This window comes from Bifidobacterium tibiigranuli, assembly GCF_022655035.1.
GTDB classification, from domain to species: Bacteria; Actinomycetota; Actinomycetes; order Actinomycetales; family Bifidobacteriaceae; genus Bifidobacterium; species Bifidobacterium tibiigranuli_A.
Genome location: NZ_JALCUA010000006.1, coordinates 116,128 through 135,903 on the forward strand (window position 1 = coordinate 116,128; position 19,776 = coordinate 135,903).

16 protein-coding genes and 1 tRNA gene are annotated in these 19,776 nt (G+C 63.1%); 3 read left to right on the forward strand and 14 right to left on the reverse strand.

Annotated elements, in window-relative coordinates:
- Nucleotides 1-152: 152 nt before the first annotated feature.
- On the forward strand, nt 153-734 hold the full coding sequence (locus tag LKK40_RS07550) for a biotin transporter BioY (protein WP_304310108.1): 582 nt from the start codon (nt 153-155) through the stop codon (nt 732-734).
- 118 nt (nt 735-852) lie between these two features.
- On the opposite strand, the gene LKK40_RS07555 is transcribed toward LKK40_RS07550, so the two are convergent.
- Complete coding sequence (locus LKK40_RS07555; protein WP_304310109.1) at nt 853-1,749, reverse strand: biotin--[acetyl-CoA-carboxylase] ligase; 897 nt, start codon at nt 1,747-1,749, stop codon at nt 853-855.
- Nucleotides 1,750-1,926: 177 nt separating this feature from the next.
- Here LKK40_RS07555 and LKK40_RS07560 point away from each other — a divergent pair, with 177 nt between their 5' ends.
- Nucleotides 1,927-4,167: a DUF6020 family protein gene (locus LKK40_RS07560; RefSeq protein WP_304310110.1), complete on the forward strand. Its 2,241-nt coding sequence runs from the start codon at nt 1,927-1,929 to the stop codon at nt 4,165-4,167.
- 174 nt (nt 4,168-4,341) lie between these two features.
- Entirely contained in the window at nt 4,342-5,190 is an 849-nt protein-coding gene (locus LKK40_RS07565) for a PucR family transcriptional regulator (protein ID WP_434735101.1), read from the forward strand.
- 126 nt (nt 5,191-5,316) lie between these two features.
- Here LKK40_RS07565 and rplA read toward each other — a convergent pair whose 3' ends face one another.
- The 13 genes from rplA to LKK40_RS07630 form a co-directional block, all read right to left on the reverse strand.
- Nucleotides 5,317-6,009, reverse strand: coding sequence for a 50S ribosomal protein L1 (gene rplA, locus LKK40_RS07570; RefSeq protein ID WP_152581566.1), 693 nt, complete (start codon nt 6,007-6,009; stop codon nt 5,317-5,319).
- A gap of 13 nt (nt 6,010-6,022) precedes the next feature.
- Nucleotides 6,023-6,454: a 50S ribosomal protein L11 gene (rplK, locus tag LKK40_RS07575; protein ID WP_152581567.1), complete on the reverse strand. Its 432-nt coding sequence runs from the start codon at nt 6,452-6,454 to the stop codon at nt 6,023-6,025.
- A gap of 237 nt (nt 6,455-6,691) precedes the next feature.
- Entirely contained in the window at nt 6,692-7,051 is a 360-nt protein-coding gene (locus tag LKK40_RS07580) for a hypothetical protein (RefSeq protein ID WP_304310112.1), read from the reverse strand.
- A 63-nt stretch (nt 7,052-7,114) separates the two neighbouring features.
- The gene (locus tag LKK40_RS07585; protein WP_304310113.1) at nt 7,115-8,857 is read right to left on the reverse strand and encodes a sodium:solute symporter family protein; all 1,743 of its coding nucleotides are present in this window, start codon (nt 8,855-8,857) and stop codon (nt 7,115-7,117) included.
- 561 nt (nt 8,858-9,418) lie between these two features.
- Nucleotides 9,419-10,345 (reverse strand): transcription termination/antitermination protein NusG, encoded by a 927-nt coding sequence (nusG, locus tag LKK40_RS07590; protein WP_304310114.1) that lies wholly within the window; start codon nt 10,343-10,345, stop codon nt 9,419-9,421.
- Nucleotides 10,346-10,373: 28 nt separating this feature from the next.
- Complete coding sequence (gene secE / locus LKK40_RS07595) at nt 10,374-10,601, reverse strand: preprotein translocase subunit SecE (protein WP_152581570.1); 228 nt, start codon at nt 10,599-10,601, stop codon at nt 10,374-10,376.
- Nucleotides 10,602-10,637: 36 nt separating this feature from the next.
- Nucleotides 10,638-10,713 (reverse strand) — tRNA-Trp (locus tag LKK40_RS07600).
- 150 nt (nt 10,714-10,863) lie between these two features.
- A complete protein-coding gene (locus tag LKK40_RS07605) occupies nt 10,864-12,069 on the reverse strand; it encodes a pyridoxal phosphate-dependent aminotransferase (protein ID WP_304310121.1) in 1,206 nt (401 codons plus the stop codon).
- Nucleotides 12,070-12,308: 239 nt separating this feature from the next.
- Nucleotides 12,309-13,442, reverse strand: a complete 1,134-nt coding sequence (gene proB / locus LKK40_RS07610) for a glutamate 5-kinase (protein ID WP_304310115.1) — start codon at nt 13,440-13,442, stop codon at nt 12,309-12,311.
- A 208-nt stretch (nt 13,443-13,650) separates the two neighbouring features.
- Nucleotides 13,651-15,327, reverse strand: a complete 1,677-nt coding sequence (gene obgE / locus LKK40_RS07615) for a GTPase ObgE (protein ID WP_304310116.1) — start codon at nt 15,325-15,327, stop codon at nt 13,651-13,653.
- Nucleotides 15,328-15,667: 340 nt separating this feature from the next.
- Complete coding sequence (gene rpmA / locus LKK40_RS07620) at nt 15,668-15,922, reverse strand: 50S ribosomal protein L27 (RefSeq protein WP_152581573.1); 255 nt, start codon at nt 15,920-15,922, stop codon at nt 15,668-15,670.
- A gap of 45 nt (nt 15,923-15,967) precedes the next feature.
- Nucleotides 15,968-16,276: a 50S ribosomal protein L21 gene (gene rplU, locus LKK40_RS07625; RefSeq protein ID WP_152581574.1), complete on the reverse strand. Its 309-nt coding sequence runs from the start codon at nt 16,274-16,276 to the stop codon at nt 15,968-15,970.
- A 165-nt stretch (nt 16,277-16,441) separates the two neighbouring features.
- Nucleotides 16,442-19,456: an Rne/Rng family ribonuclease gene (locus LKK40_RS07630; RefSeq protein ID WP_434735100.1), complete on the reverse strand. Its 3,015-nt coding sequence runs from the start codon at nt 19,454-19,456 to the stop codon at nt 16,442-16,444.
- Nucleotides 19,457-19,776: the final 320 nt, after the last annotated feature.

Genomic DNA, 19,776 nt, shown 5'->3' on the forward strand with positions numbered 1-19,776 from the left:
GTAGCTTGCGCCCAAGGACAGTCGACGGCGAGCTGGCTACGCTGGGCGACTGGTGCCGGGAGGCAATTGACGCTTCCGGTGCCAGTCAGTGCAATATGACAGTGCAACCCATAGGCCTGCTTCACCAGCGGGCAAGAGATCCAGGAGGACCCATGCAAGCACGAAACACCATCGCATTATCATCATCCCGCCGGTTCGGGTATTCCCTGCTGAAATCCGGCATGTTCGCCCTGCTGCTGTGGGCCGCATCCGCCGCTGGCGCGATTCCGATTCCCGGCACGCCTGTGCCAATCACGCTGCAGACCTTCGTCGTGATGCTGGCCGCGCTGACCCTGAACTGGAAAGAGGCGGCAGGGGCAGTGAGCGCGTATCTCGTGGCAGGTGCCCTGGGCGCTCCGGTCTTCGCCGGCGGCACTTCGACTATGGCTCTGGTCGGCCCCAGCGCCGGATTCCTCATTGGATTCCTGCCCGGCGTAGTCATCGCGGCGCTGCTCAAGGGCAAGGCCGACACCACCGGACTCGCAGGCTATGCGCGCACCGCGGCGCGCTACATGCTGGCGCTGATCGTCGGCTGCATCGTCGTGGTGTACGCCTTCGGCTTCCTCATCCAGTCGGCGGTGACCGGCGTGCCGCTGGGCGTCGTGGCCATGGCTTCCATGGGCTTCGTGCTCGGCGACCTCATCAAGGCGCTCGTCGCCTCGCTGGCCGTCTCCGGCCTAGCCAAGCTGTTCTGATTGGATTCACATATCGGCGTGAACCTACCGTACATAATGTAACGTTTTGAAGGTCAAATGCGTAGCCTTTTGTACGCTAGCTTCGAGTTAGCGTACAAAAGGCTACGCATACGTATGCTTAGGCGTTTAATACACCCACGTCGCCGGTGCGGACGATGTGCACCTCCCCGGCGTCATCGCGGACGCTGAGCGAGGCATCTGGGTTCAGGGCGATGGCCGTGCCGGAGACGACACCACCGGCGGCGAGACGCGCCCTGACTTGCTTGCCCAGCGTCCAGCATTCCGCGCGCATCTCCTCGAGCAGCGCCGCGCATTGCGTCGGCGTATCGTCAACCAACGGCTGCAGGCGCGCGCGCAGCGAGCGCACGATTCCTGCGGCGATCAGGTCGCGCATAATCGGCGCGTCAGGCAGGCCTTTGCGATGCATCTGCAACGAGGTCGAATCAGTCGTGGGCAGGCGCTCGGCCCGCACGGCGAGGTTGAGGCCGATGCCGAATATCACGCCGATATAATCGCGAGCGTCCGCGCTGCCATCCTGCGGCAACGGCACGAGCTCGCACAGGATTCCGCCGAGCTTAAGTCCGTGGCAGAACACGTCATTGGGCCATTTGAGCGAAAGCTGGCAATCAGGCTGGATGCTTTGGGAGCCGACCTCTTCGAGAGCACTGCGCAGCGCGTCAAGGCTGGCCAGCCCGGCAGTCATCTGAATCCAGCCGTTCACGCTCCCATCGGTTGCGAGCGCGCGCGGCAACGCCGTGGCGAAGGACACGGTGAAGGACTCTCCGGGGACATTCATCCACTCGCGGCCCAGCCGACCGTGGCCGTTGGTCTGCATATCCGCGGCGACCGCCATGATCGCGATGCGCCCGTCGCGCCTGGGCATGAGCTGCCCTTTGTCAATCAGGTGCCGGGCTACGGAATTCGTGGAATCCACCGTCGCGCGCGTGACGAGAAGATCGGCGGCTTCGGCGGTCTTCGGCATCTGCGGCGTTGCGGCTTGCAATAAGGTCATCATAGTTCAACAATAATGCGTAAATCCGCGCCATGCGCAGGAAGGCACGCGAATCATAGGGAATTATCACTGGCGGCGTACCCGACTCGGTACCTATGAGCACCCCTGACGCATCGTGAAGCACCGCGCGGTGCCGTTCGGACGGCCCGCCGTTCGCAAGCCCACGGTAGAATCCATCACATGACCGATGCTTCATCAACCCGGCTGCACGCCCATGAGCCACAGCACGGGATACCCGTCGCATCGTCGCCTCGTACCCACGGCAATCGGAGAACCGGTGCCGCGCCCCGCGCCCGCAGCCTGCATATAGCCGCCGCAGCGCGCTGGGCCTTGGCCATCGCCGCGTGCCTGTGGCTGAGCCTGTGCACGGCAATCGGCCCGCTGTACTGGTTCGACGGGGATGGCCTCGCACAATTCTCCTGGCTCAACGCCATGTTCGGCGTGCTTTCCTTTGCGATATATGGCACGCTAATCGTCGCGCTCGTACGATTCGGAAATGGCGAGCCGCTGCGCGACATGCTGCCCGACAGGCTGCGGCGGACATCGCCAGGTCGATTCTTCCGACCACGCTGGGTGGCCCGCGCCGCACATTCCACGCCGAGCCGAATCGCCGCCGAGGCGATGCACGCTGCAGCCCGACTGCTGGTCAAAGCCACGGACCGGTGGTGGAAAATCGCGCTGATTCTGCTTATCGGCTGGCTGTGGGTGCCGGTGACGCTGCTCTCCGCGTTCGGCGCGGACATCCGCTCGCAGATCCGCGAATTCAGCTGGGCCTACAACCAGTGGACCGGTCTGGATCAGCCCTACATCGGCTTCTTCTCCTTCGTGCCGATGGACATCTATCCGACGGCGCATTACCTGTGGCCCATGCACCCCACCTACCTGACCGATCAGCACAACATTGTGCTCACGGTGTTCTACGGGGGCACGACGGCCATCTCACGCGCACTCACCGGCTCCAACGACTGGGGTCTGGTGACTCTGTCCGCCGTGCAGCTCCTGTTCGCCGCATTCTGCTGCACGTCCGCACTGGACCGCTTCCTCAATCTACCCTGGCTGCGGCAAGGCGATCAAGCCGTTCAAGACGCTCAGACAGCCCGCATGCCTGCCGTATCGTTGCCGGAGCGTTTCCGCCCGCGCGATTTCGCCCATCCTGAGTACGGGATGGAGGCTGCCAAACACTCTGCGAATTCGATTACGTCTGTGCCTATACCTGCGCCTGTGCGTGCGGGCGCAGGTGTGCGGGCGGCGATGCTGCTATTCTTCCTGTGCTGCCCGCTGGTGCTGTTCTCGACGATATCGCTGACCAAATCGCCAGTGTTCGCCTTCGCCTTCGTCTGGTGGTTCGGCGCGGGGTACGAGCTGCATATGACCTCGGAGTATACGGCGCAACGCCGCGGGCAAGTCGCGGCGCGCCCGCGCAACTGCACGCTGGTCGCGTTTGCGGTCTCCTCGATTATCATGCTTATTTCGGCCAAATACGCCTGGTACATACTGGTGCTCGAAATCGTGCTGCTGCTCATCGCCGACCGCAAGCGGTGGAAGACGTATACCGTCGCGCTCATCCTGCCAGTGCTGCTGGTGCACGGCGCGCTGACCTTCCTGACGTCCAGCGGCGCGGTCATCCCCGGCGATCCGATCGAATCGCGCGGCGTCCAATTGCAGCAGATCGCGCGCGTCGCCAAGCTCGACCCCGGCTCGATTCCCCAGCAGGCGCGAGGCGAGCTGGCCCCGGTCTTCAATCTCGATCAGATGGCCGCCGCCTATACCCCGTATGACACGGATCCGGTGAAATCCTCGGGCATCCAGTCGAAGAAGGTCAGCTACCGCTGGCGCACCGTCACCGAGACGGATATGACAAACTTCAATCGGGCCTGGCTGCGCATCGTCGCGGCGAATCCACGCGTCACGCTCGATGCCTTCCTCGCGAAATGCTACGGCTATTTCGATGTGGCCGATCGGCCGTACGTTGCGATGGACTACTACGTCACCAGCAGCTACGTGATGCAATGGTCGACCTGGATACGCTACTGGCAGCCCGGATGGCGGCAGGCAGTGGTGCACAATGCCCGGAGTTGGAGTGATATGCCAGTGCTGGGATGGGTCACGCATGGCAATCTCTATGTGGTGCTGACCCTGCTGATCGGCGCGGCCGAAGTAGTGCTGCGCCGGTGGCGCACGCTGGTATGGCATATGCCGCTGCTGCTGCTCATGGGCGTGCTGATTGACGCCCCCGCCAACAATTTCGAGCGCCATATGCTTCCCCTTGCCTTCGTGTTCGGCTTTCTCGCGCTGACCTTCTGGCGCGAGTCACGGGCGGGGTCTCGGACAGGGGCCCAGGAGCAGACGCAGCATGGCCGCGAGGTGCCGGATGCTGACGAATTCGGACCGCGCCTATCCCCTGCTAGTACGGTCGACTAAGCTGGAAGCATGAGCGACACCGAACTAGGAGACGAGACGGACGAGCGGGGCGATGCCAGCGAAGGCATATCCGTCGATGCCGACTTCCTCGAAGCCTTGGGAATCGCTCGAATTCCTGCGTCAGGCAATCCGAGCGACGAGGCTCCGGCACAGCACGCCGGTTCTGCTACAGACATGAATACCGTGGCGAACGATGGTCATGAAGCCACGCCGGACGAATCCGCCGGGGCTGCCGACCCTACCGACACTGATTCGCAGCATGGAACTTTCTGGGCACTGAGCGACGAGGCGCAGACCCGGCTCGAATCCATAGCCTTCGAATCGCTGCTGCATGGTCTGAGCGACGCGCGCGTCGAATCGCTGCTGCGCGTGCTCGGCTGGCCGGGCTCCTTCGCCTGCTTCGCCATCGCGGGCACGCCCAAAGCCTCCTATCACGATAGTCGAAGCACGATAGCCAAAGCCGTGCGCGATCTCGGCGGAAGCAGCTGCCTCATCGGGCGGCACGAATCGTGGTGCGTGGCCTTGGTGGAGGTGCGCGGAGCCGCAACCCCCGAAGTGACCTGCACGGCGGCGCTCAGCGCATTCAGCGACAAGCAGCCGGTCTGCCTGGGGCCGGTCAGAAAGAATGCCTCAGGCGCTGCCAAGGCCGTGAACGGCGTGCTCAATGCGCTGCGTTCCGCCCCTGCCGTGCACCCGCTCCCCCGGCCCATGCGGGCCGACGACGTGCTGCCCGAACGGGCGCTCATCGGAGATAGCGACGCCAGAAACGAGCTGTATACGGCCGTGTACCACAGCCTGCTCAGCGACAATGCCGACGACCCGACGCTGAGCACCGTCTCCGCGTTCATCCAGTCCGGCGGCTCCCTCGATGCCACGGCTCGCGAGCTCAATGTGCACCCCAACACCGTGCGTTACCGGCTCAAGCGGGCGGCTGAAACCACCGGCTGGGATGCCACCAACCCGCGCGAATCCTATGTCTTGCAGACGGCCATCGCATTGGGCCGCATCCGCGACGCCCATTAGGGCAGCATCCCATTTAGTGCAGCGTCATAGTTACAGCATCACAGCGCAGCGTCTAGGCCGACCGGATACGACGAAGGCCCACGCCATTGCGACGCGGGCCTTCGGTGATTAGTCTCAGCCGAGCAATCAGGCTAGAGTGGCGACATCCAGCGGGATGCCGGGGCTCATGGTGGAGCTGATCGTTGCCTTGGTGAGGTAGCGGCCCTTCAGGGTGGAGGGCTTGAGACGCTTGATCTCATCGGCCACAACCTTGAAGTTCTCCTCCAACGCGCTCTCATCGAACGACGTCTTGCCGATGATGAACGAGAGGTTGCCGTTCTTGTCCACGCGGAACTCGATCTTGCCGCCCTTGATGTCGGACACGGCCTTGGCCACGTCCATCGTCACGGTGCCGGTCTTCGGGTTCGGCATGAGGCCACGGGGGCCGAGCACGCGGCCCAAGCGGCCGACCTTGCCCATCATGTCCGGGGTAGCCACGACGGCGTCGAAGTCGAGGAAGCCTTCCTGGACCTTCGCCACGAGATCGTCGTCGCCGACGATGTCAGCGCCGGCCTCGGTGGCCTCGCTGGCCTTCGGGCCACGGGCGAACACCGCGACGCGCGCGGTCTTGCCGGTGCCGTTAGGCAGGTTGACCACGCCGCGAACGAGCTGGTCCGCCTTGCGCGGATCGACGTTCAGGCAGTACACGGCCTCGATGGTCTCATCGAAACCGCGCTTCGGCATGCTCTTGATGAGCGCGATAGCCTCGGAAGCGGTGTACAGATTGTTGCGATCGACCTTCTCAGAGGCCTCGCGGTACTTCTTGGAATGCTTGGTCATCAGTCCTCTCCTCTCAGTCCGAAACCGTGATGCCCATCGAGCGCGCAGTGCCCTCGATGATCTTCATGCCGGCTTCAACGTCACGAGCGGAAAGATCAGCCATCTTGGTCTCAGCGATCTCGCGAACCTGAGCCTTGGTGACCGAACCGACCTTGTGCGTCAGCGGATTCTCGGTGCCCTTCGGGATGCCTGCGGCCTTGAGCAGCAGAGCTGCGGCCGGCGGGGTCTTGAGCACGAAGGTGAAGGAGCGATCCTCGAATACGGTGATCTCGACCGGGACGACCTGGCCCATCTTGTCCTGCGTGGCGGCGTTGTACGCCTTGCAGAAGTCCATGATGTTCACGCCGTGCGAGCCCAGAGCCGGGCCGAGCGGCGGGGCCGGATTGGCCTTGCCTGCCTCGATCTGCAGCTTGATCAGCGCCGAGACTTTCTTTTTAGGAGCCATGGTATGTGGTTCTTCTTTCTATGAAGCGGTACCTGCGGTCACCGCCCGCATGCCGTCAGGCTGTTGTCGTGCCGCCATTCGCGCACCGAAGTGCGCCCAGCGCCAACGAAGGCCATCCAACTCGCGCGGTTCCCTCCCGCAACTTGTCATGTGCTTGTTTGCGCCAGCAGGTTTCCTCGCCAGACACAAGCCTTCCTATTATGCTGCATCGGCGCGACAAGGGAGGGAACGTCCCGACTACTGCGACGTGCCTTCATGCTCGACGGCCGCCTTGCGGGCGGACGCTTCGGCGGAGGCGATGATGTCCTCGGCCGGAAGCGGGCGCAGGTGGTTCCACAGCAGGAATCCGATGCCTATCACCAGCATGGCGATGCCGGTCCACAGGTTGATGGCGATGCCGCCGGTCTTGGCGATGTCAGCGCCGGGCTGGAAGATGCCGACTGCGGTGACGATCACGCCGTAGATCGTGAACAGCACGCCGATCAGGCGGCGCAGATCGTTGTTGCGTGCGGACTTGACGGCCTGATCCTTCTGCTCCTGGGTCAGCATCTCCTTATCCGCCTGGGGTTGGGATTGATTTTGGACTTCATCAGTCATTGCATACGCTCCTTAATATTGCTCTCGCGTGTCTATGAGGACTCATGTCTGCGGATTCATGTCTTAGAAGAACGGGATGTAGAACGCGAGACCGACCACGAAGATGACGCCGCCGAGCACCGCTGGCTTCTTGTACCACGGAACCTTCACCTTAGTCAGGTCCTTTCCGGCTGCCTTCGCCGCGCGCTTGGCGTCTTCGAGCTCCTCGGCCTTGGCCGCCCGGAAGTATTTCAAGCCGCCGCTGGCGAAGGTGAGGCCTTCGAGCTCCTTATCCGTCTTGGCCTTGGTGAACGGCGTGATGGCCGCCGCCACGATCCATGTAGCCAGGCAGGAGAAGATCGCGCCATACCAGGTCTCGGCGGTGGGAGAGCCGAAGATCGGGTTGCCTGCGGCCACGGAGCGCAGATAGAGAATATACGTGATCAGCGGGGCGATGATGCCGCAGATATAGCCGATGGTGCCGGCCTTGTTGGAGACGCGCTTCCACACCAGGCCGAGGATGAACACGGCGAACAGCGGGGCGTTGAAGAAGCTGAACAGGGTCTGCAGGTACGTCATGATATTGCCGAACTGGCTGGCGATCCACGCGGTGAACACGGAGACGAACACGCCGATGACGGTGATGATGCGGCCCGTGTTGAGATAGTACTTGTCCTTCTGGCCCGGCTTGACGTAATTCAGCCACAAGTCATAGGTGAACACGGTGTTGAAGGAGGAGATGTTCGCGGCCATGCCAGCCATGAACGACGCCATCATGCCGGTGACGGCGATGCCGAGCACGCCGCTGGGCAGGTACTGCTTGAACAGGTAGGGTATGGCTTCGTTGTATTGCAGCACGGGATGGGGGCCGGCGAACAGGTTGCCGACGGTGGCCGCGGCGATGAGCCCGGGGATGACGATAATCATCCATATGAACATCTTCGGGATGGCGCCCACGATCGGCGTCATGCGCGAGGCGGTCATGCTCTTCGCGGCGAAGGCGCGCTGCACCTCGGTGAAGTTCGTGGTCCAGTAGCCGAAGCCGAGCACGAAGCCCAAGCCCATGATGATGGAGAACCAGTCGCCACCCACAGGGTTGGTGACGTTGCCGATGCCAGTGCCGACCCATGCATGCATCAGGCCGCCGGAGCCGCCGAGCTTGGTCTGCAGGCCCGACCAGCCGCCGACGCGGTGCAGGCCGATGACGGTGACGGGGATCAGCGCCGCGACGATGACGAAGAACTGCATGACCTCGTTGTAGATAGCGGAGGTCAGCCCGCCCAGCGTGATGTAGCTGAGCACGAACACGGCGGACACGATGATGGCGGTCCACTGGCTCCAGCCCAGCATGGCCTGCAAGATCAGCGCCATGGCGTACAGGTTGATGCCGGACTGCAGAATCGTGGAGACCGCGAAGCACAGCGAGACGATGAGGTGCGAGCCTTTGCCGAAGCGCTGGTTCATGAATTCGGGCACCGAGCGCACGCCGGAGCCGTAGTAGAACGGCATCATGAAAATGCCGAGGAACACCATGCCGGGCACTGCGCCGATCAGGTAGTAATGGATGGTCGGCATGCCGATCTGCGCGCCGTTCGCGGCCATGCCCAGAATCTCAGTGGCGCCGAGATTGGCCGCGCAGAACGCCAGACCGGCGATCCAAGCGGGCATCGAACGCCCGGCGAGCAGGAAGTCCTCACTGGATTTCTGCTGCCGGTGAATCGAGTATCCAATCCAGACGATCATAGCGAAATAAATAGCGAGAATCAGCCAGTCGACCCAGCCTAACGACAGGCGTATCGCCGATTCCCCAGCAGCAAGTTCTACCATGCCACCGCCTTCTTTCCTCGTTGAACAATGATTCAGCCTCAGCGCAATCAGACATTCGTTGTCACCCGTTACGCTAATAGCACATCATCGTAGGCTTTTGCGCGGCGCTCTTCAAACTCGTTTGCCTGCTCTGCGGCCTGTTGGATGGCGGCAACGGCCAGTCGAACACCATTCGATGTGCGGTTTTATGTGCGCTGTACTTTGCGATTGCGCGAGCTGCATAAGGCTGCATGTGGCTGCATGTGACTGCGTATGGCTGCGTGCGTTTGCCCCAGTCTGCGCTGACCGTCTTTTGTGATGTGCAGGCACGAGGCAGCCACAGAGCAATCACGACAACAGAACATCGACGTCGTGCTGTGTGCGCAGCTGGCATGTTCGGCATACGCAGCCGAAAATTTTTTTCATTGACTATGCGACACGCCCGGATTAGGTTACACAGGTTGTGGGATAGCTTTTCTGACTGGCGGAATTGCAGCAGTCAAAAAAACTATGAGCCTACTTGTGTAGCCCAATCCGGGCGTGTCGACGAAGTTAGAAGGGTAACGGGCAGCGAGTGGACTCTCAGTCCAGCTTCTCGACCTGTTCGAAGCCGAGTTCGACCGGCGTATCGCGGCCGAAGATGGAGACGAGCACCGTGAGCTTCTGCGTGGTGGGCTCGACGTCGGAGACGACGGCTGCCATCGTGGCGAACGGCCCATCGGTGACGGTGACCTGATCGCCGATCGCGTAGGAGACCTCGACCGTGCGCTTCTTGGCTGCGGCGGGCTTGTCGCCAGCCTCCTTGAGCGCCTCGGAGGCGATCATCGGGGCCATCATGCGCACGACTTCCTTGCGGCTGAGCGGCGCCGGTTCCTTGGTCGGGCCGACGAATCCGGTGACGCCTTCGGTCTCGCGCACAATGCGGCGGGCGTTCTCGTCAGGCCACATGCGGATGAGCACATAACCGGGCACACGCACGCGCGTGATGATCTTCTTGCCCTTGTCGGTATGCTTCTCGACCTCTTCCATGGGCACTTCGATCTGGAAGATCTTGTCTTCCAGCCCGAAGCTCTGCACACGGGATTCGACGTTGGTCTTCACGCGCTTCTCGTAGCCGGAGTAGGTATGCAGCACATACCATTTGCCGTCGAGGGTGCGCAGGCTCTTCGAGAATTCCTTGACAGCCTTGCTGCCCGCGTCATCGGGCTGCTCGGCGTCTTCTGCGCTGGGTTGCGCGGCATCGCCCTCGGCGTCGGCCGTGTCGTCGGCAGCAGCATCGTCAGCGACACCGTCAGCAGCAGTGTCGTCTACAACAGTATTGTCTACAACGGCATCGTTCGCTACGGCAGCGTCGGCGTCGTTCTCGATAGCCGAGGTCGCAGCGTCAGCACCGTCCGCAGCCTGCGGTTCGGCGTCCTGCGCGGCCGGAGTGGCCGCAGCATCCTGGGCATTGTCTTCGGGGATATCGGGCAGCGCGTCGAGGCTGTCGAAATTCAATTCATCATTCATGCGTCATTCACCTTAGATTCGCTCGAGCTCAGCCGAAGATCTTCAGGGCGAGCTTGCCAAGCCCCAAATCCATGCCGGTAACGATAAGCATCAGGAACAGCACGAAGACGAAGACGGCGAATGACCAGCCGAGCAACTCCTTGCTCGTAGGGCTTACGACCTTGCGAAGCTCATCGATGATCTGCTTGATGAACAAGCCGATGCGCATGAAAACATTTGGCTTCACGGCCTGTTCCGTTTCGTGTGCCTTCGCCATTTCCATCCTTCGCTTGGCTGATATTGCTTCGAGTACTGGCAGGGAAGGCGGGACTCGAACCCACAACCTACGGTTTTGGAGACCGTTGCGCTACCAATTGCGCCACTTCCCTATGGTGTTTGCCGCTGCCGCACGCAATGCGTGGCGCATGGCAAAACTGCCAAGTAGCCATACTAGCGAACACCCTAGATTTCGTCCAATGGAGCACCAAGTCGTGTTGCAGGCAATCCTATCGGACCGTTCAACAGGCAGTACGACCGACTCACCCCACCCAAGCAGCCAGCCGCCTCATGCCTTCGGCGAGCTGGTCATCGGCCAGCGCATACGAGAAGCGCAGATACCCCGGTGCGCCGAAGGCCTCGCCGGGCACGGCGGCGACATGCGCCTGATCGAGCAGCGCGGCGGCGAAGTCGGCGGAAGTCGCGCACACGGTGCCTTCGGGGCCAACAGGGCGGCCGAGCAGCGCCTGCACATTGGCGAAGGCGTAGAAGGCGCCCGTGGGAGTCGGGCAGATAATGCCGTCAACGGCGTTCAGCGCTGCGACGATGGCCTTGCGACGCACATCGAAGGCGGCGCGCATCGTCGCCACGGCGTCCAGCGGCCCGCCCACGGCGGCCAGCGCCGCACGCTGCGAGACGTTCGAGACATTCGAGCTCAGATGGCCCTGCAAGGTCGAAACCGCTTTGGCCACGGGGGCCGGCGCGACCATCCAGCCGACGCGCCAGCCGGTCATGGCATAGGTCTTCGCCACGCCGTTGAGCACCAGCAGCTGGTCGCGCAGCTCAGGGACGCACGCGCCGATATACGACACGCTGGCGTCGTCATAATGCAGATGCTCGTAGATCTCGTCCGAAATGACCCAGATATGGTGCTCAAGCGCCCACTTGCCAATCGCCGTGATGGTGTCCTTGCTCCACACCGCTCCGGTGGGGTTCGAAGGCGTGTTGACCACAATGGCCTTGGTTTTGGCGGTGCGAGCCTGTTCGATGGCGTCGATATCCGGCTCGAAGCCGCGCTCCGCTCCGGCGAAGACCTCGACCGGCACGCCGCCGGCGAGTTTGACCGCCTCGGGGTAGCTCGTCCAGTACGGCGCGGGGATGATGACCTCATCGCCGTCATCGAGCAGCACCTGAAAAGTCTCGTACACGGCCTGCTTGCCGCCGTTGGTGACCACGACCTGCGCAGGGTCGACGGCGTAGCCGGAATCGCGCAGAGTCTTGTCGGCTATGGCCTGACGCAGCTCGGGCAGGCCGGCCGTCGGCGTGTAGCGATGGTTGCGCGGGTCGCGGCAGGCGGCTGCTGCGGCGTCGACGATGTAGTCGGGGGTCGGGAAGTTCGGCTCGCCCGCACCGAAGCCGATGACATCCAGCCCGGCGGCCTTCATCGCCTTAGCCTTGGAATCCACCGCCAGGGTGGCGCTTGGTGCCACATTGCCGATACGTGTGCTCAGTTGTTGCCAGTCTGCCATGCTCATGGCTTCTAATGTAGCGAAGTCGCGGAACAACACACCTGCCGGGGGCGCATCGCAATCCTAACGTGCACTTTGTCACGTTTCCGAGTGGCCGCGGTGGCTGTGGTGGCTGTGCGTCGCGTTTTTACCGCTAACACGAGGCTGGCGTACAAAAGGCGACGCAAATCCACTCGGAAACGTGACAAAACGTACGCCAGCCTCGTGTTAGCGGTCAAAAGACGACGCCAACGGCATCGCTACACCAGCACGAGGTTGTCGCGGTGGACGAGCGGGTGGGCGTACTCCTGGCCGAGCAGGCGGCGCAGCTGCGCGGTGTTGCGCCCGAGCATATGCGGAATCTCCTCGGAATCGAAGCCGCACAGCCCTTTGGCCAGATGCGTGCCTGATTCGTCGTCAATCCAGACCGGGTCGCCGGCGGAGAATTCGCCGCGCACCTCGACCACTCCGGCGGAAAGCAGGCTGGCCCGCCCGGCGCGCACCGCCTTGGCCGCCCCTTCATCGACGACCAGCGTGCCGCGCGGCTCAGCGGCGAAGCCGATCCACAGCCGACGCGACGATCCGCGATGCTTCACGGGCGCAAAGGCCGTTCCGACGCCGTCGCCCATCAGCGCCGGCCCGGCGTTGCTCGCGCAGGTGAGCACGGTGGGGATGCCGGAAACCGCGGCGACACGGGCCGCTTCAAGCTTGGTGATCATGCCGCCGGTGCCGATGCCCGATTCGCTGCTGGTGACCTGCACATCCTCCAACGCGCTGACAACATTGGGCACATAGGCGATTCGGCGCGCGCCGGGATGCGAGGGCGGCGCGGAATACAGCGCATCCACGTCGGTGAGCAGCACGAGTGCATCCGCCCGCACGATGTTGGCGATGAGCGCGGAAAGCCGGTCGTTGTCGCCGAAGCGAATCTCATTGCTGGCCAGCGCGTCGTTCTCGTTGACAATCGGCACGACGCCGAGTTCGAGCAGCCTGTCCAAGGTGCGCTGCGCATTGCGATACTGCACGGCGCGCGTCGTGTCCTCGGCGGTGATGAGAATCTGCCCGACACGCATGCCGAAATGGCCGAATGCCGCCTCGTAATGGGCCATCAGCAGCCCCTGGCCCACCGAAGCGGTGGCCTGCTGGGTGGCGACATCAGTAGGGCGCTGCGTGAACCCTAGCAAGCCGAATCCGGCGGCGATGGCGCCGGAGGACACCAGCACCAGCCGAGCACCCATCGCGGCGGTGCAGGCGAGGGCCTGCACGAGCGCATCGAGCCGGGCCACATCGAGATGGCCGGCAGTATCGGTCAGCGAGCTTGAACCGACTTTGACGACGATGGTGCGCGCCTGCGCGATGGCCTGGCGCACTTGCGTCTGCGACGACGTATTCATCGAATCCTGCTTCCTTCCGCAGCCGCCTGCCAGATTTCACGCAGCTCTCGCATACCATGCAAACGCTGCGGCTTCACTGTTCGACGGCCTTCTGCCCCCTGCGCTTCCCGCCCGCACCACGATCTGGCGCACAGCCAAACCGCATGCGACTGCGGGACTCGTCTACGAGCATAGCGGCGTGGGCACCCACGCCGCTATGTGCCTGCGACTATTCGCCGTCCTCGTTACGGCCCAGCAGACCGTGCTCGTCGTGGCGGTCATCGTCCACAGCCGGATCGGCCCAGTGCCCCGACGCCCGCTCCTCCTTCATGACCTCGCGCACGGCCGTCTTGGCATCCATCATCTCGTGATACTCGCGGCGACGCTCCTCATTGGTACGCCTGCGGGCGCGGGTCTCGCCCTCGTCAAGGCGCAGATCCTTGCCGCGCGCGCCAAGCTGCGCGCCATCGAGCATTTCCGCGCCGGCAGCGATGGTCGGATCCCATTCGAATTCGACAGCGTTATTGCCCTGCCCGATGCGAATCGTATCGCCGGGATGCGCGCCCTTCTTGCGCAGGGCATCCTCGACGCCGAGCTTGGCCAGCCGGTCGGCGAGATAGCCCACCGCCTCGTCGTTGTCGAAATTCGTCTGCCGCACCCAGCGCTCGGGCTTGGCACCGGTGACGGTGAACCAGAAGTCGCCGCCCTTGTCTTCCTCGCGCTCAATGTGGTAATCGTAGGCGCTGCCGCGCTCCTCGTCGCTGCGACGGCGGCGACGGGCCGGCTCCTCCAACGGCTTGATGACCACGCGGGCCTGCTCCTCCTGGCGCTCCTGCTCGGCGATCTTCGCGCGCAGCTCGACCACCATCTCGCCCAGCGCGAAGCCCAACTCCTTCAAGCCCTCATGCGAGGCCGTCGAGACCGCGAAGACGCGCAGCCCCAGTTTCTCGAACTCCGGACGCACGAAATCAGCCAGCTCCTTGGCCTCGGGCACATCGACCTTGTTGAGAATGATCACGCGCGGACGCTCGGGAATCGCGATGGCGCCCAGCGGCAGTTCCAGCTGGTCGGCATACTGCGCCAGCTCATGCTCGAGCGCACGATAGTCGGAAATCGGGTCGCGGTCAGGTTCGAGCGTCGCGCAGTCGATCACATGCGCGATGATCTCCGTGCGCTCGATATGGCGCAGGAACTCCAACCCCAGGCCCTTGCCCTGCGAGGCGCCGGGAATGAGGCCCGGCACGTCGGCGATGGTGTAGCGGTATTCGCTGGCCATGACCACGCCGAGATTCGGCACCAAGGTGGTAAACGGATAGTCGGCGATCTTCGGCTTGGCCGAGCTCATCGCGCCCACCAGGCTCGACTTGCCCGACGAGGGGAAGCCCACTAGCGCCACATCGGCGATGGACTTGAGCTCAAGCACCACATCGCGTTCCTCGCCCGGCTCGCCCAGCAGCGCGAAGCCCGGCGCACGGCGGGTCCGGCTGGCCAGCGCAGCATTGCCCAGGCCACCCATGCCGCCGGCAGCCGCCACGAAGCGATCGCCCTCATGGCGCAGATCGGCAAGCCGATCGCCCGGGCGCTTGGAAGCGCCCTGCGCACCCTTGGCGGTGAAGATAACCGTGCCCAGCGGCACGGGAAGGATCAGATCCTCGCCTTTGGAGCCATCCTTGGTGTCGCCCAGGCCCATAGTGCCGCTGCCCGCAGTGCGATGCGGCATGAACCGGTAATCCAGCAGGCTGTTCGCATTCGACGCCGCGACGAAGGTGACAGAGCCGCCGTCGCCCCCATTGCCGCCGTTCGGGCCGGCCAAGGGCTTGTACTTCTCGCGTTTGATCCCGGCGGAGCCATTGCCGCCGTCGCCGCCCTTGACATGGACGGTGACGCGATCCACAAAATCACTCATGGTTTTACCTTACTTGGTACGTTGTATTCGGGTTGGGTTGGGCTAGCTTGGGGTTCCGTGGAACATGAGCCGGATGGGCTGGGTACAGTCCTGTAGGACTTGAGCGCGGAAGGGATACAGCCCGTGTGGGGCTTTGGATGGCCCTTCTTCGACACGCTCAAGGCCGTTTGGCCAAGCTTACAGTCGAAGAAGGGCCATCCAAAGCCCCACACTCGTAGGTAAGCGTGCGTCGGTAGACCATTCGTTGAGCGGATAATGAAAAAGCCGTGCCATCGAGGCACGGCTTTTCCTTGTGACGCCTTACGGCGTCATATGTGCTAAACAGTCAGACTGCAGGCAATTACTCGGCGGATACTACGTCTACGACTTTGCGGTCGCGGCGGATGCCGAACTTTACGTTGCCGTCGGACAGGGCGAACAGCGTGTGGTCCTTGCCGGTGCCGACGTTTTCGCCGGCGTGGAACTTGGTGCCGCGCTGACGCACGATGATGTTGCCCGCGATGACCGGCTCGCCGCCGAACTTCTTCACACCGAGGTATTGAGGCCCTGAATCGCGGCCGTTGCGTGAGGCGGATGCGCCCTTCTTATGTGCCATGATCTATTCCCTTTCGCTTCTTGTAAGTCGCTGGATTGCCGAGAATCAGGCAATCGCCGTGATCTTGACGGCGGAAAGCGGCTGACGGTGACCCTTGCGACGGGCGACACCGGTCTTGTTCTTGAACTTCTGAATATTGATCTTCGGCCCCTTGGCCTCATCGTCAACGACCTCGGCCTTGACGCTGAGCTTGGCCAGATCCTTGGCGCCGAGGGTCACCTTGGAACCGTCGACAACGAGCGCGACCGGGAATTCCACGGCATCGCCCTTCTTCGCATCGAGACGGTTGACCAGGATGACGTCACCGACCTCGACCTTTTCCTGATGGCCACCGGCCTTCACAATCGCGTACATAATCCGTTCCTTGCTGTTTCTGGAAAGCTGTCTGTCCGGCACGTTTGAGCCCTACGGCCAGACACCAGCTATCTAACATACACCGACCCGTCTACCGACGTCAAATCATTGGCGTCACACGTCGTCACACGTCGTCGGTGCCATTTATTTATTACTCGTATTTATTTACTCGTCGTCGTCACGGTCGTCGCTGTTGTCGTCGCCCACAGGCTCGTTCGCGGCAACCGCCGCCGCTGCGATCTGCGCGAGCTTGGCCTTGACATCAGGGCTTGAGCCCTTCGGCGCTTGCACTTCGGGCGCGCCGTGGCCGTGCTTGTTCATCTTGACGAAGGGATCGCCGCCCTTCATCGCGTACGGGTCGGCGTAATCAGAAGAAATCGTCGGCTCGTCGTGCAGGATGAAGCCGCGGCCCTTGCAGGTCGGGCATTCCTCGGAGAAGGCCTCGACCAGACCCTGGCCGACGCGCTTGCGCGTCATCTGCACCAATCCCAGCGAAGTGACCTCGGCCACCTGATGCTTCGTGCGGTCGCGGGCCAGGCATTCCACCAGCCGGCGCAGCACCAGATCGCGGTTCGCGGGCATCACCATATCGACGTAATCAATCATGATCATGCCGCCGATATCACGCAGCCGCAACTGGCGTGCGATCTCCTCGGACGCCTCCAGATTGCAGCGGGTCACCGTCTCCTCAAGTGACTTGCCTTTGCCGATGAACCGGCCAGTATTCACGTCGACCGTGGTCATGGCCTCGGTGCGGTCAATGACGATCGAACCGCCGGAAGGCAGGTAGACCTGACGCTCCATGCCCTTGCGCAACTGGCTGTCAATCTGCCACTTGTCGAACACGTCCTTGCCCTCATGCTCGCCCGGATCCCAGAGTTCAAGCTTGTCCTTGAGATCAGGCGCCATCGTGTCAAGGTATTCGGCGATGCGCTCGTAGACGCGCCCGCCCTCGACGATGAGCCTGGAGAAGTCGTCGTTGAAGATGTCGCGCACAACGCGGATAGCCACATCCGGCTCGCCCTGCAGCAGCTTAGGACGCTTGCCGTGCAGGAACTCCTCGCGTTTGGCGCTCACCCGCTCCCACTGGCGCGCCAGATTCTGCAGATCCTTGGTGAGCGCCTCTTCGGAAGCGCCCTCGGCGGCCGTGCGGATGATCACGCCCATATCCTTCGGCGCGATCTTGGAGACGATGGACTTGAGCCGGTTGCGCTCACGTTCGGAAAGCTTGCGGCTGACACCGGTCATGCCGCCGGAAGGCACCAGCACGAGGAAACGCCCGGCGAGCGTGACCTGCGAGGTCAGCCGCGCGCCCTTATGCCCGATCGGGTCCTTGGTGACCTGCACCAGCACCGGATCGCCGGAGCGATAGGCCAGTTCGATGCGCCGGGGCTGGCCCTCAAGGCGCGTCGAATCCCAGTTCACCTCGCCGGCGTAGAGCACACCGTTGCGCGCCTGGCCGATGTCGACGAACGCAGCCTCCATGCTCGGCAGCACGTTCTGGATGCGGCCGAGGTAGATATTGCCGACGGTGGCGACCTCCTGGATGTCGGAGACGTAATGCTCGACGAGCACATTGTCTTCGATCACGGAGATCTGCGTGTGCCGTTCGCGCTCGCGCACGACCATAAGGCGCTCGACGTTCTCTCGGCGGGCCAGGAAGTCCTGCTCCATGAGCTGGCCCTGGCGGCTGCGCTCGCGGCGATTGTCGCGCCGGCGCTGCTTCTTGGCCTCCAAGCGGGTGGAGCCTTCGATATCGGTGATCTCGTCGATGTACTGCTGCTTGCGCGAACGACGCGCACTCTGGCGCTCATCGACATCCTCGGCGTCCCGCTGCCCGCGGCGGCGACGGCGACGGCGCGTCAGCGTCGTGCCCTCGGAATCATCCTCGCTGCGGCGGCGACGGCGCGTCTGCATGTGCTCGCCGCGGTTTTCCTCGTCCTCGTCTTCACGTTCGTTTCGATCGTTACGGTCGTTGCGGTCGTTGCGCCCATGCCTTGCATCGTCGCGCTCGTCGCGCTCGTCACGTTCGTCGCGCTCATGCTCGCGCTGCGCAGCATCATCACGGCTCGCGGCATCGTCGCGATCGGCACGGCTGCGCCGGCGGCGACGCGAACGGGTCGAGGACCCTTCCTCATCGTCATTAATCGGCCGGTAGGCGATGTTGTCGTATTCGAGGTCTTCCTCGATCTGCTCGACCTCACCTGCGGCACGCCGCTCCTGGGCGTTCAAACGGCGCGAACGGCCGGAACGACCTGTTGCGGAAGATCCTTCGGACTCATCCTCGCGCTCGCTGCGGCTGCTCCGGGAACCGCTGTGATCGTCATCGCGCGATTCATCGCGAAACTCATCATGAGTATCGTGATTATTATGCCGACGGCGAACATGCGTGGATATTTCGCGCTCGTCGTTCTCAGTGTCCTCGTCACGCGCATCCTGGGCCTGGCCCCGGCGCGAACGGGTACGGCGCGTCACACGCGGCTGCGCCTCGTCCGAATCCTCATCATCATCGCCGCCAGTGCGAGAACGTCCGCCCGCATCAGCAGCAGCACCTGGCAGCACCGGCTCCTGGAACAGCAGCGAGGTCATAGGACGCGGGTTGTGGTGCGACTCATGGCCGACAGGCAACGACTCGACTACATCCGCCGCACGATCAGTATCATGCGCAGCCGGTTCGGACTCCTGGCGCGAGACCCTGCGCGAGCGGGTGCGGCGAGCCGGCTTGCGCTCTTCATCGGCCGGCTGAGCGATGTTGGCTGCGGGCTGATCCTCGACTGCGGCCGACTCATCGTCGGATTCGTGCGTGCGACGACGGACGCGCGTACGGCTTGTCGTCGTACGGGCGCGGCGCGAAACAACCGCCTTGCCGCCGCCTCGCCGTGCCGCAGCACTGCTGGACTCACCATCGGACTGGTCGCCCGAATCGCTTCCAGTCTCGCCTGCTGTCTCATTGTCAGAATCGATATGCGGCTCCTCGAAAACCGGAGTCGCGCGCTCCTCCACCTTCAACGCAAGCGAGGCGCCAGCCGCACCCGCGCCGCGCACGACGCGACGCCCGACTCTGCGCCGGCGCACAGGAGTCTCGGCCGGCTCCGGCGCGGCAGATTCGCTGCCTGCTGCGTTTGCTGACGTATTGGTATTGCTGGTATTAGTGATTTCGGTAGTATCGGGCTGGTCGATGGAATCGACGCCCGCGTGGTTTGCTCTGGGCACAATGCTCCTCGACGCCGCGCTGCAATCATGGCGTCTCTTCTGGCTTCCACTGGTTCCCACGCCACGCTCTCACCGCGGCCATACCCGTAGAAGCACCCTAAAAAGTCTTAGCTCATCGACGGCGGACACCGGCGCTCGCATATCATCACACGAGGGGATCAACACCATCGGAGGCTTTGGCGGCTTGCAGAACCACCGATGTCCAGTATGACACAAAAATCTGAACGCATCGGCACTTTCGCGGTTTGCTGTCGGCGATTCTGCCCCGCAGCCGTGTTCTGCCATGC

Bases quoted from the DNA above. Each gene is read 5' to 3' on its own strand.
- LKK40_RS07550 (WP_304310108.1), top strand. From the start codon at position 153: ATGCAAGCACGAAACACCATCGCATTATCATCATCCCGCCGGTTCGGG.
- LKK40_RS07555 (WP_304310109.1), bottom strand. From the start codon at position 1,749: ATGATGACCTTATTGCAAGCCGCAACGCCGCAGATGCCGAAGACCGCC.
- LKK40_RS07560 (WP_304310110.1), top strand. From the start codon at position 1,927: ATGACCGATGCTTCATCAACCCGGCTGCACGCCCATGAGCCACAGCAC.
- LKK40_RS07565 (WP_434735101.1), top strand. From the start codon at position 4,342: ATGAATACCGTGGCGAACGATGGTCATGAAGCCACGCCGGACGAATCC.
- rplA (WP_152581566.1), bottom strand. From the start codon at position 6,009: ATGACCAAGCATTCCAAGAAGTACCGCGAGGCCTCTGAGAAGGTCGAT.
- rplK (WP_152581567.1), bottom strand. From the start codon at position 6,454: ATGGCTCCTAAAAAGAAAGTCTCGGCGCTGATCAAGCTGCAGATCGAG.
- LKK40_RS07580 (WP_304310112.1), bottom strand. From the start codon at position 7,051: ATGACTGATGAAGTCCAAAATCAATCCCAACCCCAGGCGGATAAGGAG.
- LKK40_RS07585 (WP_304310113.1), bottom strand. From the start codon at position 8,857: ATGGTAGAACTTGCTGCTGGGGAATCGGCGATACGCCTGTCGTTAGGC.
- nusG (WP_304310114.1), bottom strand. From the start codon at position 10,345: ATGAATGATGAATTGAATTTCGACAGCCTCGACGCGCTGCCCGATATC.
- secE (WP_152581570.1), bottom strand. From the start codon at position 10,601: ATGGCGAAGGCACACGAAACGGAACAGGCCGTGAAGCCAAATGTTTTC.
- LKK40_RS07605 (WP_304310121.1), bottom strand. From the start codon at position 12,069: ATGGCAGACTGGCAACAACTGAGCACACGTATCGGCAATGTGGCACCA.
- proB (WP_304310115.1), bottom strand. From the start codon at position 13,442: ATGAATACGTCGTCGCAGACGCAAGTGCGCCAGGCCATCGCGCAGGCG.
- obgE (WP_304310116.1), bottom strand. From the start codon at position 15,327: ATGAGTGATTTTGTGGATCGCGTCACCGTCCATGTCAAGGGCGGCGAC.
- rpmA (WP_152581573.1), bottom strand. From the start codon at position 15,922: ATGGCACATAAGAAGGGCGCATCCGCCTCACGCAACGGCCGCGATTCA.
- rplU (WP_152581574.1), bottom strand. From the start codon at position 16,276: ATGTACGCGATTGTGAAGGCCGGTGGCCATCAGGAAAAGGTCGAGGTC.